The 16058-nt window shown below is 74.1% G+C and carries 14 protein-coding genes; 6 read left to right on the top strand and 8 right to left on the bottom strand.

Annotated features, from left to right (window positions below; genetic code table 11):
* The first annotated feature begins 117 nt into the window (after positions 1 to 117).
* From ACF1A1_RS24300 to ACF1A1_RS24290, 3 genes are all read left to right on the top strand, one after another.
* Complete coding sequence (locus ACF1A1_RS24300; RefSeq protein WP_392002668.1) at positions 118 to 1002, top strand: S8 family serine peptidase; 885 nt, start codon at positions 118 to 120, stop codon at positions 1000 to 1002.
* Between the two features lie 216 nt (positions 1003 to 1218).
* Positions 1219 to 2346: an NADH:flavin oxidoreductase gene (locus tag ACF1A1_RS24295; RefSeq protein WP_392002666.1), complete on the top strand. Its 1128-nt coding sequence runs from the start codon at positions 1219 to 1221 to the stop codon at positions 2344 to 2346.
* 221 nt (positions 2347 to 2567) lie between these two features.
* On the top strand, positions 2568 to 4100 hold the full coding sequence (locus tag ACF1A1_RS24290; RefSeq protein WP_392002664.1) for a carboxylesterase/lipase family protein: 1533 nt from the start codon (positions 2568 to 2570) through the stop codon (positions 4098 to 4100).
* Positions 4101 to 4142: 42 nt separating this feature from the next.
* On the opposite strand, the gene ACF1A1_RS24285 is transcribed toward ACF1A1_RS24290, so the two are convergent.
* The 4 genes from ACF1A1_RS24285 to ACF1A1_RS24270 all read right to left on the bottom strand — a co-directional run bounded on the left by ACF1A1_RS24285 (position 4143) and on the right by ACF1A1_RS24270 (position 8316).
* Complete coding sequence (locus tag ACF1A1_RS24285; RefSeq protein ID WP_392002889.1) at positions 4143 to 4709, bottom strand: hypothetical protein; 567 nt, start codon at positions 4707 to 4709, stop codon at positions 4143 to 4145.
* A 162-nt stretch (positions 4710 to 4871) separates the two neighbouring features.
* Positions 4872 to 6305: a PTS transporter subunit EIIC gene (locus ACF1A1_RS24280; RefSeq protein WP_392002662.1), complete on the bottom strand. Its 1434-nt coding sequence runs from the start codon at positions 6303 to 6305 to the stop codon at positions 4872 to 4874.
* A gap of 16 nt (positions 6306 to 6321) precedes the next feature.
* Complete coding sequence (murQ, locus tag ACF1A1_RS24275) at positions 6322 to 7257, bottom strand: N-acetylmuramic acid 6-phosphate etherase (protein WP_392002660.1); 936 nt, start codon at positions 7255 to 7257, stop codon at positions 6322 to 6324.
* A gap of 162 nt (positions 7258 to 7419) precedes the next feature.
* Positions 7420 to 8316, bottom strand: coding sequence for a MurR/RpiR family transcriptional regulator (locus ACF1A1_RS24270; protein ID WP_392002658.1), 897 nt, complete (start codon positions 8314 to 8316; stop codon positions 7420 to 7422).
* A gap of 55 nt (positions 8317 to 8371) precedes the next feature.
* Here ACF1A1_RS24270 and ACF1A1_RS24265 point away from each other — a divergent pair, with 55 nt between their 5' ends.
* Together ACF1A1_RS24265 and ACF1A1_RS24260 are read left to right on the top strand one after the other, a co-directional pair.
* The gene (locus ACF1A1_RS24265; protein WP_392002656.1) at positions 8372 to 8767 is read left to right on the top strand and encodes a hypothetical protein; all 396 of its coding nucleotides are present in this window, start codon (positions 8372 to 8374) and stop codon (positions 8765 to 8767) included.
* Positions 8768 to 8774: 7 nt separating this feature from the next.
* Entirely contained in the window at positions 8775 to 9077 is a 303-nt protein-coding gene (locus ACF1A1_RS24260) for a DUF4031 domain-containing protein (RefSeq protein ID WP_392002655.1), read from the top strand.
* On the opposite strand, the gene ACF1A1_RS24255 is transcribed toward ACF1A1_RS24260, so the two are convergent.
* Positions 9067 to 9948 carry a hypothetical protein gene (locus ACF1A1_RS24255; RefSeq protein ID WP_392002654.1) on the bottom strand — a complete coding sequence of 294 codons (882 nt, stop codon included), beginning with the start codon at positions 9946 to 9948 and terminating at the stop codon, positions 9067 to 9069. The genes ACF1A1_RS24260 and ACF1A1_RS24255 overlap by 11 nt on opposite strands.
* 228 nt (positions 9949 to 10176) lie before the next feature.
* Positions 10177 to 10869: a hypothetical protein gene (locus tag ACF1A1_RS24250; protein WP_392002652.1), complete on the bottom strand. Its 693-nt coding sequence runs from the start codon at positions 10867 to 10869 to the stop codon at positions 10177 to 10179.
* A gap of 123 nt (positions 10870 to 10992) precedes the next feature.
* Here ACF1A1_RS24250 and ACF1A1_RS24245 point away from each other — a divergent pair, with 123 nt between their 5' ends.
* Positions 10993 to 11685, top strand: a complete 693-nt coding sequence (locus ACF1A1_RS24245; protein ID WP_392002650.1) for a copper homeostasis protein CutC — start codon at positions 10993 to 10995, stop codon at positions 11683 to 11685.
* 15 nt (positions 11686 to 11700) lie between these two features.
* Here the strand turns inward: ACF1A1_RS24245 and ACF1A1_RS24240 are convergent, their stop codons facing one another.
* Together ACF1A1_RS24240 and ACF1A1_RS24235 are read right to left on the bottom strand one after the other, a co-directional pair.
* Positions 11701 to 15537: a hypothetical protein gene (locus ACF1A1_RS24240; protein ID WP_392002648.1), complete on the bottom strand. Its 3837-nt coding sequence runs from the start codon at positions 15535 to 15537 to the stop codon at positions 11701 to 11703.
* A complete protein-coding gene (locus tag ACF1A1_RS24235) occupies positions 15534 to 15905 on the bottom strand; it encodes a hypothetical protein (protein WP_392002646.1) in 372 nt (123 codons plus the stop codon). Before ACF1A1_RS24235 ends, ACF1A1_RS24240 begins: the two co-directional genes overlap by 4 nt.
* Between the last annotated feature and the right edge of the window lie 153 nt (positions 15906 to 16058).

Here is a 16058-nt window from a genome sequence, read left to right as displayed (position 1 = left end):
GGCGTTCCCCCGCACCGGTGGCCGTGTCCCGAGGGCCGCATGACCCTTTGGTCGGGCGCCCCTCCGCAGCAACTTGTCACCGCAAACGGCGAATGGGGTAAAAGCGATATCTCGCCAATGGGGGGTCTGGTCATCCTCCCTGGAGCGGTCACCGCGAACGCGGTGACCGCTCCAGCGCGAGGAAGGCTCCCCAGCGGGCGAAAAACCCTCACGACCCGGCGCCGGGTCGTCGCCGCGGTCGTCGCGACCGCCGCCGTGGGAAGCGGTGCCGTCCTGCCCGCCGAGAACGGCTACGCCGTCCGCGTCAGCGCGGCCGGGGCGAGGAGCCTCGCGGCGGATCCGGCCGTCGCGTACGTCGAGAAGGACCAGAAGGTCGGCCTCGACGCGACGCAGGTCAACCCCCCTCGGGGGCTGGACCGGATCGACCAGCCCAGGCTTCCGATCGTGGCGGTGCGCGTGCTCGGCGGCGACGGTTCCGGCACGACCTCGGGCGTCATCGCGGGCGTGGACTGGGTCTCTTCGCACCGCGTCCGGCCCGCGGTCGCCAACCTGTCGCTCGGCGGCGGCACCAGCACCGCGCTGGACGCCGCGGTGAGCAGCTCCATCGCCTCCGGCGTCACGTACGCCGTGGCCGCAGGCAACGCGAACGCCGACGCCGCGAACACGTCACCCGCCCGCGTGGGCGCCGCGATCACCGTCGGCGCCGGCACCAGTGCCGACTACCGGGCCGGTTACTCCAACTACGGCTCGGTCCTGGACCTGTTCGCCCCCGGATCCTCGATCCCCGCCGGCCGGCACACCGGCGACACCGCCACGGTCACCCTCTCCGGCACCTCGATGGCCACCCCGCATGTCGTGGGCGCCGCGGCCGGCTACCTCGCTTCCCATCCCACCGCGAGCCCGGCGACCGTGCGCGGCGCCCTCGTCGGCGGAGCGACGATCGGAGTGTTGCGCAACATCGGTACGGGTTCGCCCAACAGGCTCCTCAGGGTCGTTCCCTAGCCGTACCGGGGGTTCCCGGCGGCCCGTGACCCTTGAGGTCCGCGCCGTGTCCGGGATCACAGGGGCCCTCGGCGGGAGGGTGGAATGGCGGGGGCGGCCGGGCGGTTGACGTCGGCGGGCGGTCGATGCGCATGCACATACCGCTCGGAACGCCCGACCGTCCGCACACCCCACACCGCCCGACGTCCGAACGACATCTCCGAGGAGCCCCCTGCCGTGACCGCCACGCCCGCCGCACCCTCCCGCGCCGCCGAGATACTCGGCCGGCCCGTCCAGCTCAACGGCCTGACCGTCCCGAACCGCATCGCGATGGCGCCCATGACGCGCATGTTCTCCCCGGGCGGCATCCCCGGCGCGGACGTCGTGTCGTACTACGCCCGCCGCGCCGCCGCCGGGGTGGGTCTGATCGTCACCGAGGGCACGTACGTCGGCCACGAGTCGGCCGGGCAGAGCGACCGGGTGCCGCGCTTCCACGGCGAGGAGCAGCTGGCGGGCTGGGCGAAGGTCGCCGAGGCGGTGCACGCGGCGGGCGGGACGATCGTGCCGCAGCTGTGGCACATCGGCATGGTCCGCGAGCAGGGCGATCCGCCCTTCCCGCAGGCCCCCGCCGTCGGCCCGTCCGGACTGCGCGTCGACGGCACTGAGGGCACCGGCAAGGCGATGACCCGGCGTGACCTGGACGACGTCATCGGCGCGTTCGCCGAGGCCGCCGCGGCCGCCGAGCGCATCGGCTTCGACGGCGTGGAGATCCACGGCGCCCACGGGTACCTCATCGACCAGTTCCTGTGGGCGGGCACCAACCGCCGCACGGACGCCTACGGCGGCGACCCGGTCGCCCGGACCAAGTTCGCGGCGGAGATCGTCGCGGCGGTCCGCGAGACCGTCTCGCCCGAGTTCCCGGTCCTCTTCCGCTACTCGCAGTGGAAGCAGGACGCCTACGACGCGAGGCTCGCCGAGACCCCGGAGGAACTGGAGGCGATCCTCACCCCGATCGCCGCGGCCGGCGTCGACGCCTTCCACGCCTCCACCCGCCGTTACTGGCTGCCGGAGTTCGACGGCTCCGACCTCAACCTCGCGGGCTGGACGAAGAAGCTCACCGGCAGGCCCGTCGTCAGCGTCGGCTCGGTCGGCCTCGACGGCGACTTCATCAAGGGCTTCCAGGGCGAGGGCTCCCCGGTCAAGGGCATCGACGAACTCCTGGACCGTCTGGAGCGCGACGAGTTCGACCTGGTGGCCGTCGGCCGCGCCCTCCTCCAGGACCCGCAGTGGGCGGCCAAGGTACTCTCCGGCCGCTTCGACGAGCTGAAGCCGTTCGACGCGGCGGCGCTGCGCACGCTGAGCTGAGAACGGCGGCCCACCCCCCAAGTGCTGGGTGGAGTCCGGGAGACGCGGATCATTCATCTCCCGGACACCCACCTGGAGCGCTCCGGCGCCCCGGGCGCCAGGGGGCGCCGGCGCCACCCTTCACACCCGCGGCCACGGGCCCATGGCCGGAACGCTCGCGCCCGGCACTTTCCCCCTCCACCGCCCGTTCCACCGGCAGCCCGCCTCATGAGGAGTGATCGATGACGACAGTCGACGCCGGACCCGTGGTGCGCACCGCCGCCGGAGCCGTCCGCGGACGCCGGGAGGACGACCTCACCGTGTTCCGCGGCATACCCTTCGCCGCGCCCCCGGTCGGAGCGGCCCGTTTCCGGGCCCCGCGCCCGCCCGTGCCCTGGGAGGGCGTCCGGGAGGCGTACGCCTTCGGACCGCCGCCCCCGCAGGAAGCGGGCATCCAGGGCCGTACCGGCGTCCTGGACGCGCCCACGGGCGACGACTGGCTGACGGTGAACGTCTGGACGCCGGACGCCCGGTCCACGACCCCTCGCCCGGTGATGGTCTGGATCCACGGCGGCGCCTACAAGCTCGGCCACTCCGGCAGCCCCGGCTACGACGCCCAGCATCTCGCCCGCGCCGGTGACCTGGTCGTCGTCACCCTGAACTACCGCGTCGGCATCGAGGGTTTCGCCCGGATCGAGGGCGCGCCCGCCAACCGGGGGCTGCTCGACCAGGTCGCCGCGCTGGAGTGGGTGCGGGACAACATCGCGGCGTTCGGCGGGGACCCGGGCCGGGTCACCGTCTTCGGGGAGTCCGCGGGCGCCGGATCGGTGGCGGCGCTGCTGGCCATGCCGGGCGCGCGGGGCCTGTTCGGGCGGGCGATCGCGCAGAGCGTGCCCGGCACGTACTTCTCCGACGAGCTGGCCCGTGACCTCGCCGCCGCCATCGCCGCCGAGGCCGGACTGCGCCCGACGGCCGCCGACCTGGCCACGGTCGACCCGCGCGAGCTGACCGAGGCGGGGGCGGCACTCGCGGCGAAGATGGCGCAACGGGTGGACCGGTGGGGGCAGGTCGCGCCCACCGTCACCCCGTTCTCGCCCGTCGTCGACGGCGAGGTCCTGCCGGTGACGCCCTGGCAGGCGCTGGCGGCCGGTGCGGGCCGGGACGTGGAGCTGGTCGTCGGGCACAACGCGCAGGAGTACCGGCTCTTCGTGGTCCTGGCCGGGCTCCTGGGCAAGGTGACCGAGGAACAGGCGACGGGCGTCCTGCGCCTGTTCGCACCGGGCGGCGGGGAGGCGGGGGAGCGTGCTTACCGGGCGGCCCATCCGCAGGCCGGGCCGGGCGAGCTGTTCGAGCGGGTGCAGTCCGACTGGCTGTTCCACATGCCGTCCCTGCACCTGGCCGAGGCGCAGGTCGCGGGCGGCGGGCGGGCCCACGTCTACGAGCTGACCTGGCCGGCCCCCGGGATGGGCGGTGTCCTGGGCGCCTGCCACGGCCTGGACATCCCGCTGCTGTTCGGCACCTACCAGGCGGACCTGGGGAACCTGCTGTTCGCGGGCGCGGAGGTGACGGAGGAGGCGAGGGCGCTGTCGTCCCGTATGCGCGAGTCCTGGACGGCGTTCGCGAGGACGGGCGACCCGGGCTGGCCGGCGTACGACACGCGGCGGCTGGTGCAGGTGTTCGACGCGGAGCCGGAGGTCCGCCCGTACCCGGAGGAGACGGCCCGCCGCCTCTGGGAGGGCCATGACTTCCCGCCGCTGCCCCTGCTGACGCCCTGACGTAGTGATCACGAGCGGTGACCACGCTCGTGATCACTCCACCTAGAGATTGCCGAGGGGTTCGATGTCGACCTTCAGCGGGGTGCCCCAGACGCGCAGGACCTCGTAGTCGGTGAACTCGTGCACCAGCCGGTAGGCCATGGCGGGCCGGGAGCCGCGCCGCAGTGCGGCGAGGTACAGCTCGGCCTCGCGCCGGTCGCGGCGGGGCGTGCCGCACAGCTGCCATTCCTGGCCGTTCCACAGTTCCGGCAGCCAGCGCTGCTGGGGCTGGGGGCGGTCGCCGCGGGTGCCGTAGCGGGAGGGAGCGGTGCGGGGCGCCGTCTGCGGGGCGGGGCCGTTGAACTCGGCGCGCCGGGCCGCTCGCCGACGCGTCTCGCACAGCAGGCACAGGTCGGGGGCGCCTTCGTCGACGGGCCCGTTCGGATGCTCGGCGCAGCGGGTCGCGGGGGCGGCGCCGTCGACGCTCTCCTCCAGCAGCTCCAGGGCGCGCCGCAGATCGGCCTTGACCTCGTGCAGCTTGGCGTCCGGGGTGTCCGCGGTGAGGGCGTCGCCGTGCTCACCGAGGAGGCGGAGGGCACGGCCCAGGTGGGTGAGCTGGGCGTGGTTCATGTCGGTCGGCGTCATCCTTGGGTTCTCGGTGCCGAGGTGATGTCCACCGGGGACGGCGGCTCGACGGTTGCCCCCCAAGGGTAGGACGGGACCGCCGGCAGCGCCGGGGGACGGCGGCCACGGCGCGGGCAGGGGGCGGCCGACGCGGACCCGGGGCCTTCGTCACCCGGACCGCGAAGGCGCCGGGTCACCGGAGGGACCGCCGGAAGCGGTGGACGCCGCCGCGCGGTCGGGGACACCGAGGACGTACGTCACGGCGAAGCCGACCGCGTAGCCCGTCAGCAGCCCGCCCGCGTAGATCGCGAGCAGCGTCCCCCAGCCCTGGTTCCCGGCCAGCAGGGGGAACAGGGCCCAGCCGGACGGGCCGATCGCCGTCGCGCCCACCTGGTCGCCGAGCATCGCGAAGAAGCCGACGAAGGCCCCGCCGGCCGCCCCGCCCACGCAGGCCGTGAGGAAGGGCCGGCCCAGCGGGAGGGAGACGCCGTAGATCAGGGGTTCGCCGACGCCCAGCAGGCCCGCCGGGAGCGCCGACCTGATCGTCGTACGCAACGACGTGTCGTGGCGCAGCCGGACGTAGACCGCGAGCGACGCGCCGACCTGGCCCGCGCCCGCCATCGCCAGGATCGGGAGCAGCACGGTGTAGCCCTGCTGCTCGATGAGGGTGGTGTGGATGGGGATGAGGGCCTGGTGCAGGCCCAGCATCACCAGCGGCAGGAACAGGCCGCCCAGGACCAGGCCGGCGAAGGCGCCCGTCGTCACGAGCAGCCAGTTCGCGGCCGTGCCGATGGCCGAGGAGACCGCGCCGGCCGCGTACATGAGGCCGTACAGCGTGGCGAGGCCCGCGACGAGGACGGTCAGGGTCGGGGTGAGGAGCACGTCCAGCGTGTCCGGGATCCGGCCGCGGCACGCCCTCTCCACGTACGTCGCCAGCAGCGCGGCCGCCAGCGCGCCGAGGACTCCGCCCTGGCCCGGGGCGAGCGTCACCCCGAACGCGGTGACCTTCGCCACCCCCGGATACACGACGATCGCCGCGACCGCGCCGCCGAGCACCGGCGTGCCGCCGAACTCCTTCGCCGTGTTGTGTCCGACGAAGACGGCGATCAGCGCCATGAAGCCGGAGGCGACGGCGGCCAGCGCGGGCGTCAGCCACGGCAGCAGGCCGGCGTTGACCAGCAGCCCGTTCACGCCGGCGAGGACCCCGCAGCCGATCAGGGCCGGGATGAGCGGGACGAAGACGGCGGCGACGCGGCGCAGGGCGGCCTTGACCGGGGTCGCGTTGCGCCGCCTGCGCTCCGCCCGCAACGCGGCTCCCCGGGCGGCCAGTTCCGCGGCGGCCGTCGGCCCGGCCACCAGCCCCTCGAACGCGGCCGTCACCTTCGTGACCACACCCGGCCCGAGCACCACCTGGTAGAGGCCGTCGGCCACGACGACCCCGAGCACCCCGGGCAGCGCCCGCAGCGCCTCCTCGTCCGCCCGGGACGGATCGGCCAGGCCCAGCCGCAGCCGGGTCATGCAGTGGGCGACGGAGGTGACGTTCGCGGGGCCGCCGACCAGGGGGAGGATCGCGGTGGCCGTGGCAAGGGGATCGGTAGGCACCCCCCGAGCGTGCGGCTCAGGGCCGCGCCACGGCGAGCGCGGCGCGCAGATGACCGCCGGACTCCTCCAGAAGGCGGGCGGCCGTCGGCCCGTCCACCCCCGCGAGCAGCACCAGGATCGCGTCCTTCACCTCGCCGTCGGTGGCCGAGAGGGCGTTCTCGACCTCCTCGTCGCCCGCCCCCGTCGCCAGCGAGACGATCCGCCGCGAACGGGCCCGCAGCTTCTCGTTGGAGGCACGGACGTCGACCATCAGGTTCCCGTACGTCTTGCCCAGCCGGATCATCGTGATCGTCGACAGCATGTTCAGCACCAGCTTCTGCGCCGTGCCCGCCTTCAGCCGGGTCGACCCGGTGAGCAGCTCCGGCCCGGCGACGACCTCGATGCCGTGCTCGGCGGCCGCCGCCAGCGCACTGCCCGCGTTGCACGCCAGCCCGACGGTCAGCGCGCCCCGCGAGCGAGCGTACGCCACCGCCCCGAGCGCGTACGGCGTACGCCCGGACGCCGAGATGCCGACCACCGTGTCGTCGGGGGTCAGCGCCAGCGCCGCCAGGTCGGCCTGCGCCAGCTCCCGGGAGTCCTCGGCCCCCTCGACCGAGGTGACCACGGCCTCCGGGCCGCCCGCGATGAGCCCCACCACCTGCCCCGGGGCGGTGTTGAAGGTGGGCGGGCACTCGGAGGCGTCCAGGACGCCCAGGCGACCCGCGGTGCCCGCACCGGCGTAGATCAGCCGCCCGCCCCGCGCCATCCGCTCGGCGATGGCGTCGATGGCGGCGGCCACGGCCGGCAACCGCTGTGCGACGGCGGCGGGTACGGCGGTGTCCTCGCCGTTCATGAGACGGGCGATCTCGAGGGTGGACAACCGGTCGATCTCGGCGAGGTCGGGACGGAAGGCCTCGGTGGTGAGGGAGTCCAGTTGGGAGAGGAGGTCGTGGGGGCGGGAGGCGGAGGTCATGGGAGGCGGCTCTTTCCGGTTCTTTCCAACGTGGGTCGTGCGGGCGGCCCGGGGGCGCGGAACTGTATGGATATGCGGCTCCGCCGCGTGGACGCGACGAGCCACGACGGCGCCGCGCCCGTCCGCGAACGATCAGCCCCACGGTCTGCGGCCCACGGCCGCCTACCGGTGCCGGTGAGCCAACGCCTCGTAGCTCGCGGCCAGCGCCGGCGCGGCCGTCTCGTACGTCCGCTGGGCCACCCCCACGAACAGACAGTCCACCACCAGCAACTGCCCCGTACGCGACGACATGGCCGCGGGCCGCAACTCGCTCTCCCGCGCGGTGGACGTCGTCAGCACGTGATCCGCGTACTGCGTGACCGCCCCGCCGGGCCGCCCGGTGAGGGCGACGGTCGTCGCGCCCCGTTCGAACGCCACCCGCAACGGCTCGATGACGTCCCCCGTCGACCCGGAGTGCGTGATGGCGACGGCGACGTCACCCGCCCGCAGCTGCACGGCGTTGGTCACGGCGAGGTGCGGATCGCTGTGGGCGTGGGCGATGAGCCCTATCCGCAGCAGTTTCTGGACGAGGTCCTGGGCGACCAGCCCGGACGCGCCGATGCCGTAGACGTCGGTCCGGCGGGCGGCGGCCACCGCCTCGACCGCCGCGCCGAGTTGGACGGTGTCGAGACCGGCGGCGGTGTCGGCGAGGGTCCGCTGCTCGTCGTGGGCGAGTTTGGCGACGACGTCGGCGAGGGGGTCGTCGACGGCGATGTCGGTGGTGAGGGCGGGCGCGCGGCCGGACTTCTGGTGCGCCGCGAGGCCGGCGAGGGCGAGGCGCAGGTCGCGGTAGCCGGGGTAGCCGAGGAGGCGGGCGGTGCGGACGACGGTGGCCTCGCTGGTGCCGGTCCGCTCGGCGAGGCCGGTGACCGTGAGGGCGGCGCAGCCGGCGGGGTCGCCCGCGACGGCTTCGGCGACGCGCTGCATGGAGCGGGTCATGGAGGGGCCGAGCGTGCGGATCTTCGAGGCCAGGGCGGAGGCCGCGGCGCCGCCGAAGGTTTCCTTCACGTCCCGGGTCACCAAGGAAAGCTATTTTCGGTTCGGCGCCGGGGTCAAGAGTGCGCACAATGGGGACATGGATCCCTCCGGCAACCCCATCAGCCCTCTGGAACAGGCGCTGCACGCGGCCCGTGCCCTCGTGCTCGCCGACCTGGCCGCGGGCGAGGTGGCCGCGGCGGACGTGGTGTCCATGGTCGAGGAGTCCGTCGTCCAGCGGCGGTGGTGGGTCGAGCAGTGGCCGGACGGCATGGCCTTCGTCGCCGGGCTGGTGGCGCAGGACGTGCAGGACGCGCTGCTGGAGCGGTACGGGCGCTGGCCGCTGTGTCCGGTCTGCGGCTCCGGCGATCCGCACGCCCTCGACGTCGAGCCGGAACTGGGGCCCGATCCGCACTGGGTGTGCCACAAGGCGGGCGTGAAGGTCGCGGCGGTGGGCGCGCTCGGCTCGGCGACCGGCGGGATGCCGTCCTCGTGAGGCGCGCGTGACGATCTACATCGACCCGCCGAACTGGCCGGGGCACGGACGCATGTGGTCCCACCTCGTCAGCGACGTCTCCTACGAGGAACTGCACGTCTTCGCCGAGAAGTTGGGGGTCCCGAGGCGGGCCTTCGAGCGCGACCACTACGACGTGCCCTCGCACGCGTACGCGGACGCGGTGGCGGCCGGCGCGGTCGAGGTGAGCAGCCGGGAGGTGGTGCGGCTGCTGCACGGGGCGGGGCTGCGCCGGCGCAAGGGCGGCGGCCGGGCGGGCGGCGGCGGCCGGGCGGACGGCGTCAGTCGCTGAACACCGGCTCCATCGTGTGCCACCAGGCGGCGAGGCTCGCCTGGTCGGGGCCGGTGATCTGCACGAGCGTGGGCCGGTCGTAGTAGCTGCAGAGGAAGACGTACTGCCCCGAGGTCGCCAGGTAGCAGACCACGTCGCCGGCCGCCAGCTCGGGGCTGTCGTTCTCGGCCCAGCTGCCGTACACGTTGGTCTGCGTCTCGCAGTCGCCCATCTGGACGCGGGAGGCGTAGTGCTGGAAGACGGCGTCCCGGGCGCTCTTCGTCGGGTACGTCACGACGCTCGCCTTGCCGGTGTGGGCGACGCCGTACTCGTCGGTGGTGGTCACCGTGCAGAACAGGGCGGCGTCCGAGCCGGGCCACGAGGTGCGCGTGCAACTGTCGCGCGACCACTGCTCGCTGTTGAGCGAGTCGCGCAGGTCGTGCTCGGCGGAGGTGAGGCCGTCCGTGCCGCCGTCGTCGCCGGAGGTGCCGCCGGAGTCGGACGTGCCCCCGTCCGACGTACCGCCGTCGGTGGTGCTCCCGTCGGTGGAGCTCCCGTCGGTGGTGGCGCCCTCCGAGGCGCCTCCGGTGTCGGACGTGCCCCCGTCGTCGGTGGTCCCCTCGGAGTCGGTGCCTCCGCCGGTGTCCGTGCCTCCACCGCTGTCCGTGCCGCCCGTGTCGGTGGAGCCGCCGATGCTCGTCGTGCCGCCCGAGCCGGAAACGTGGCCGGAGTCGTCCGCCTCGACGTACAGCCCGATCAGGGCGAGGGCGGTGCTGATCACCACGCCGATCACGGTCCAGCGCACGCTCCGCCGGGCCAGCCGGTGGTGGTCGGGGTCCGGGAGCGGGGGGCCGGGCGGCTCCGGTGGCGTGGACGGGCCGTGGTGACTCATGACGCTCCCCGCTTCCCCCGACGTACACGGACCCGCGCGCGGCGGCACGGCCGTACGGAATTATCGGGAAGGGGGCGGGGCCGCGGGAGGCGAAAGCACGAGGATGGGCCCCGCATACGCCAGGTCGCGGCCGCCCGCGCAGCTCATACGCGTAGATCTTCTCGCCCACCTCGGCCGCCAGTGCGATGCGCGGCGCTCCGTGTGCGAGGTGCGGGTGGGGCGCGTGCGTCAGCGCGTCAGCAGGTCCAGCTCGCCCCGCAGGTTGTAGCGCGCCGTCGCCTCCCACTCCCGCGCGCCGTGCGGGGTGCGGAACAGGCGGGGCAGGGCGAGGAGCTGACGCAGGATCGCCGCGCGGCCCTCGCGGAAGGCCTCGTTCGGGACGAAGTGGTACTCCGCGCGGACGGCGGCCGTGTACGCGGCGTACGCCGACGGCGGTGCGGCCAGGATCGCGAGGTCGGCGTCGCACAGGACCTGGCCGTCGCGGTCGTCGCCGCCCGGGTCGTGGGTGACGGTCAGCCGGACCAGACGGGCGACCTCGGCGGTCTTCGCGTCGGGCAGGCCGGCCTCGGGCAGGGCGCGTTCGGCGAGGCGGGCCGAGCGCTCCTCGTTCTCGGAGCGGTCGGGCAGGTAGACCGCGTCGTGGAACCAGGCGGCCAGCCGGACGACGTCCGGGTCGTCGGCGTACCCGGCCAGGGTGTCGACGTGGTCCAGGACCGCGGTGAGGTGGGCGAGGGTGTGGTAGCGGCGCTGTGGTTCCCGCCAGCGGGCGAGGAGGTCGTCGGCGTAGGGGAGGGGGTTGGGGGCGGTGACGGGGGCGCGGGCCGCTTCGAGGGCCCGGGTGAAACGGGCGCGGAGGGCCGCGAGGGCGTCGGGGGCATCGGAGGTGTCGGAGGTGTCCGGGGTGTCGAAGGCATCGGCCATGGGTGCATTTTCGCGCGGGTCGTCCGGGGAGGGCGGGTGAGTCCCGGCCCGGACAGGCGTACGCTGAGATTGGACTAGACCTGTGTGGAACTGTGGAAGCCGCCGACGGACGAATGGGGTCCCATGAGCAAGCGTGCAGTCCTGGAGGTGATCGCCCTCGACGTCGAGGACGCGATCGCCGCCCGGGCCGGAGGCGCGGACCGCCTCGAGCTGGTCACCGACATGGCCGCCGACGGGCTCACCCCGCCCGTGGCGGCCGTCGCCCGGATCCGTGCCGCCGTCGACATCGACCTGCGCGTGATGCTGCGGCTGACGGACGGCTTCGCCGCAGGCGACCTCCCCCGGCTGGCCCGGGTCGCGCGGGAGCTGCGGGAGGCCGGCGCGGAGGAGTTCGTGCTGGGGTTCCTCGACCCGCAGGGCGGGGTCGACCTGGACGCCGTGGAGCGCGTGGTCGGTGAGCTGGACGGCTGCCGGTGGACCTTCCACCGGGCCATCGACCACGCGGCCGACCGGGACGCCCTGCGCAAACAACTGGACGGGTTGCCCGGCCTGGACACCTACCTCACGGCGGGATCGGCCGCCGGGGTGGACGACGGGCTCCCGACGCTGCTCGCGGAGGCGGCACGGCGCGGGGAGCAGGGCTACGAGCAGCGGGTTCTCGTGGGCGGCGGGCTGCGGCTGGATCACGTACCGGCCTTGAAGGCCGGTGGCATCGACGCGTTCCACATCGGCGGGGCGGCCCGGCCCGGGGGCTGGGCGAATCCGGTGTCGGCGGAGGCCGTCGGGGAGTGGCGGCGCGCGCTCGACGGCGCCTGACCGGCTGCGCGGCCCTCACCGCCGGTCGCACGGCGGGTCGTAGCTCAGGTGCGGGACGTGCTTGTGCCAGAGCGCGGGTGTCAGCAGGTTCCCGGTCGCTCGGCACACGTAGTCGATGGCGGACTGGGGGGACAGCGGCAGGATCTGCACCGTCGCCTCACCGACGCCGATGAAGAGGAAGCGCCCGTCAGGGGAGAACACAGCGACGTTGGCGTAGTCGGAGGGGCCGGTCACCGCCAAGCCGTGGGCTTGCGCGTGGCCTCGCTCGTCGATGTCCCACAGCCTGAGTGTCGTGTCGTAACTGCTGCTGATCAGAGTGCGTCCGTCCGGGCTGAACGCCAGGCCGTAGACGGTGTCCGAGTGGCCTGTGAGGGGCGGGCCCACGGACGCGGGGTGCGCGCGGTCGGTGAGGTTCCACAGACGGAGCGTGCCGTCGTTGCCGGAGGCGGCGAGGGTACGGCCGTTCGGACTGAAGGCGACTGTCCTGAGCGGGTCCGCACTGGCGTGCAGGGGTGCACCCAGGGCCGACGGGTTCGTGGGCCTGGTGATGTCCCACAGGCGGAGCGTGCCGTCGTCGCCGGAGGCGGCGAGCGTGCGGCCGTCCGGGCTGATGGCCACCCGCCAGATGATGCCTGCGCGGGTCTCCAGCGGCCGTCCGAGGGGCACGGGGCGGGACGGATCGAAGACGTTCCACAGTGCGACCGTGCCGTCGCCGTTCCCGGCTGCCAGGGTGCGCCCGTCCGGGGTGAACTCGACGGCCAGAAAGTTCCCCCGCGGATTGTGGAGCGGCTCGCTCAGCGGCTTGGGCCTGGACGGGGCGGTGACGTCCCACATCCGGATGTCCGGCCCGGCCGCCACGGCGAGCGTCCTCCCGTCGGGGCTGAAGGCGACCCAGTTGACGTACGGTGTGCGGCCGCGGATCGACGCGCTGACCGGACGGGGATCGGCCGGGTCCGTGACGTCCCAGAGACGGACGGTGTTGTCCTCCGAGCCCGAGGCGAGCAGACGGCCGTCGGGGCTCACGTCGACGGTGTCGACGAAACCGGTGTGACCGCTGAGGATCGTGCGCGGGATCGTCCACAGGCGGACGGTGTGGTCGGCGCCCGCACTGGCCAGCATGCTGTCCTTCGGGTCGAAGGCCAGGGCCAGCACAGGTCCGGTGTGGCCGTTCAGGGCTTGGGTGAACTCCTGGACGGTGCCCGGATCCGTCATGTTCTCGAGTCCGATGGTGTTGTCGTCCCCGCCGTAGGCCATCAGGTGGCCGCGGTGGGAGAAGTCGACGGTGTTGACGGCGTTGTTGCTGCCCGGGGCCTCGAGCGCGACCGGCTTGGCCGGGTTCCTGACGTCCCACAGATGAGCGGCCTGATCGCTGCCGGCCACTGCCAGCGTGCCGCTGTCCGGGCTGAAGGAGACCGCCTGGGCGAAGCCCGGCAGGCCGGCCCGGAAGGGGACGTCGGTCGTCCGCCCGGCGGGCGTCGGATGCCGCAGGTCCGTCACCTTCCACAGCCGCACCGTCCCGTCGCTCCCCGCGGACGCCAGCAGCCTGCCGTCCGGGCTGAAGGCCACCCCGTTCACCTGGTCGGCGGAGGCGGGGAGAGGTTCGGCGAGTGAGGTCGGGTGCCCCGGGTCGATGACGTCCCACAGGTGGACGCGGCCGTCGTGGCCCGCCACGGCCAGGGCGCGTCCGTCCGGGCTGAAGGCGAGCGTCCTCAGGGCGCCGGTACCGTCACGGGCCGCGGTCCCCAGGTCGTCCGGGCGGCCGGGGTCGCCGATGTCCCACAGACGTACGACGCCGTCGTCGCCCGTGCTGACCAGGTGCCGTCCCCGAGGGCTGAAGGCGAGCGCCCGTATCGCGTCCGGGGAGCCTTCCAACGGGGCGCCCAGCGGCACCGGCCCGCCCGCCCGGGTGGTGTCCCACAGCCGGATCGTGCCGTCGCCGCCCGCGCTGGCCAGCGTGCGCCCGTCCGGAGCGAAGTCCACGGCGTTCACCCGGTCGGTGTGACCGCGCAGCACGGTGGCCAGGGGCACGTTCTGCGCGCTGAGCAGCCGGGTCTCCGTCGAATCGGCCGGTGACATCCGGTGCGCGACCAGATCCAGCTGGGCGGCCAGCGAGGGGTCGGTCGCGCGCAGCTGCTCGGCCTCGGCCCTGATCCGGCCGAGGATCGCGGTGTTGCGTTCCTGCTGGGCCGTGTCGCGCTGGTGGAACGCGAGGACGGCGGAGACCGCGGCGAGGACGGCCAACGCCGTCAGCCCGGCGATGACCGCCTGGCGGATCCGGCGCGTACGGTGCCGCTGCCGTACCGAGGCGGCCAGGAACGCGGACTCGAGGGGGCCGAGCCCGTCCGTTTCCTCGTCGTCGGCCAGGGCGCGGGCCTCGTCCAGCCGGTGGCCCCGGTACAGCAGTCCCGGGTCGCGGCCGGCCTCCTGCCACGCGGCGGCCGCGTCCTCCAGCCGCTGGCGGACCATGTACTGCGCGCGGTGGGCCTCGATCCACTGCCGCAGGCGCGGCCAGGCCCGCAGCAGCACCTCGTGGGTGATGGTGACCGTGTCCCGCTCCCGGGTCAGCAGCCGTCCCCGGGTGAACGTCTCGACGACCTCGGCCGTTTCGGCGGAGCGCCCGCAGCGGTCCAGCAGTTCCGCGTAGCGTGCCGGGCGACGGGTGTCGTCCGTGCCGTCGCCGAACTTGACCAGGCGCAGGAACACGGACTGCGCCGTCCGCCGGGCCCGCGGATCCAGCCGGTCGAAGCAGCGGTCCGCCGCGGCCGTCACACTGTGCGCGATGCCGCCGGTGGACTCGTAGCCGTCCACGGTGAGGACGTGGCCCGCCCGGCACAGCCAGGTGGCCCGCAGGGCGTGGGCGAGGAGCGGCAGCCGCCCGATCTCGTAGGCGTCGTCGTCGTCCGTCCCCGGGTGCGCGGGGTCCGGCTCCGGTGCGCCGAGGTCACGCAACAGGACCGGTACGAGGCCCGGTTCGACGTCCAGCCCGACCGCGCGGGCCGGATGCAGGATCACCTCACGCACGCCGGCCCGGGACAGCGGCCCCACGATCACCTGGTTGCGTTCCACCGCTTCGAGGAGCCCCGGATGGGTGGCGCAGTGGGTGTAGAAGTCCGAACGCAGGCCGAAGACGACCAGGCCGACGGGTGGTTCGCCGCCGGGGCCCAGGTCGGCCATGCGCAGGACCGCGTCCAGGAAGTCCCGCCGCTCCCGCTCGTCGGCGCAGAGCGTGAACAGTTCCTCCAGCTGGTCCACGACCAGGACCAGATGCCGTTCCGCGCCGGTCCCGCGGTCGTCCGCCGCGAGCGCGCGCCGCAGGACGGCCGGCTGCCACGGCGGCCCGTCCGGTCCGTCGCCGGGTGTTCCCCGGCCGCCGGGCACCAGCTCCGACAGGCGGGCACCGAGCTCCGCCATCGGGTGCGCGGTCGGGGTCGTCCACAGGAGCGGCCAGTGCGCCGAGCCCGGCAGAGCGCCACGGGCGACCTCGGGCAGGAGCCCCGCCCTGAGCAGTGAGGACTTCCCGGCGCCGGAAGGGGCGACGACGACCAGTGCGCCGCCCACCGCGAGGCAGGCGTCCAGCCGCACCAGCAGCTTGGCCACCAGCGCGTCCCGTCCGAAGAAGTACGGGGCCTGTTCGGCGCTGAAGGCGGCCAGACCGGGGTACGGGCACCCCTGGGAGGCCGCGGCGGTGCGGACTCGGCGGGCCGTGCGCACGCCGTCCTCGTAGTGCAGGTGCAGGTCCCGCTCCGACACGAACAGATCCCGGCGCGCCTGGTAGATCCTGGCCCGGTCCGAGGCGTGGGCCTCCAGCCGGATTCCCTCGCCGTGCGCGAGATCCTGGTCGGCGGGGTTCATGGCCCGTGAATGTGCTGGTCGCGCCCGGCCTGGTACACCCGGCCGTGTCCGGATGCCTCGGCCCGGAACTCGTGTGATCCGGTGCGGGCGCCGTCCTCGCCGCGCAGGAGCGGGGCGATCTCCTCGTCGATCAGCCGCCGCAGCTCGTCCACCAGCGCGGGGTCGTCCCGCAGCAGCGCGTCCAGGCGGGAACCCCAGGCCGCGACGAGGTGGGATTCCGCGCTCTCGTCCCCGGTGCGACGGGCCGTCAGCACACGGTCCCGTGACTCCACGAGCGCCGCGTCGACCCTGCCCGCCTGGCGGGGGCGGATACGGCGCCACCAGGTGACGAGAGCCGTTCGAGCCTGCTGCCATGCGTCGGTGGTCATGGCCCCCACCAAGGCCGTGGCTGCCGACGATACGATCGCATCCATCGCCATCAACCCTGTTTTGTCCTGCCTCTTACCCAATGTACTCGTTGGTGGATATGGGAGGCAGTTTCGTTGAAGCCTGAAAGACGGGAGGGGTGCGGCGGCCGAACC

The sequence above is a fragment of the Streptomyces sp. NPDC014995 genome (assembly GCF_043080745.1).
Classification (GTDB): Bacteria; Actinomycetota; Actinomycetes; order Streptomycetales; family Streptomycetaceae; genus Streptomyces.
This window is presented reverse-complemented; position numbering and strand designations above follow the sequence as displayed.

Excerpts from the sequence above, each read along its gene's own strand:
- ACF1A1_RS24300 (WP_392002668.1), top strand. The coding sequence starts at position 118 with ATGGGGGGTCTGGTCATCCTCCCTGGAGCGGTCACCGCGAACGCGGTG.
- ACF1A1_RS24290 (WP_392002664.1), top strand. The coding sequence starts at position 2,568 with ATGACGACAGTCGACGCCGGACCCGTGGTGCGCACCGCCGCCGGAGCC.
- ACF1A1_RS24285 (WP_392002889.1), bottom strand. The coding sequence starts at position 4,709 with ATGAACCACGCCCAGCTCACCCACCTGGGCCGTGCCCTCCGCCTCCTC.
- murQ (WP_392002660.1), bottom strand. The coding sequence starts at position 7,257 with ATGACCTCCGCCTCCCGCCCCCACGACCTCCTCTCCCAACTGGACTCC.
- ACF1A1_RS24265 (WP_392002656.1), top strand. The coding sequence starts at position 8,372 with ATGGATCCCTCCGGCAACCCCATCAGCCCTCTGGAACAGGCGCTGCAC.
- ACF1A1_RS24255 (WP_392002654.1), bottom strand. The coding sequence starts at position 9,948 with ATGAGTCACCACGGCCCGTCCACGCCACCGGAGCCGCCCGGCCCCCCG.
- ACF1A1_RS24250 (WP_392002652.1), bottom strand. The coding sequence starts at position 10,869 with ATGGCCGATGCCTTCGACACCCCGGACACCTCCGACACCTCCGATGCC.
- ACF1A1_RS24245 (WP_392002650.1), top strand. The coding sequence starts at position 10,993 with ATGAGCAAGCGTGCAGTCCTGGAGGTGATCGCCCTCGACGTCGAGGAC.
- ACF1A1_RS24240 (WP_392002648.1), bottom strand. The coding sequence starts at position 15,537 with ATGAACCCCGCCGACCAGGATCTCGCGCACGGCGAGGGAATCCGGCTG.
- ACF1A1_RS24235 (WP_392002646.1), bottom strand. The coding sequence starts at position 15,905 with ATGACCACCGACGCATGGCAGCAGGCTCGAACGGCTCTCGTCACCTGG.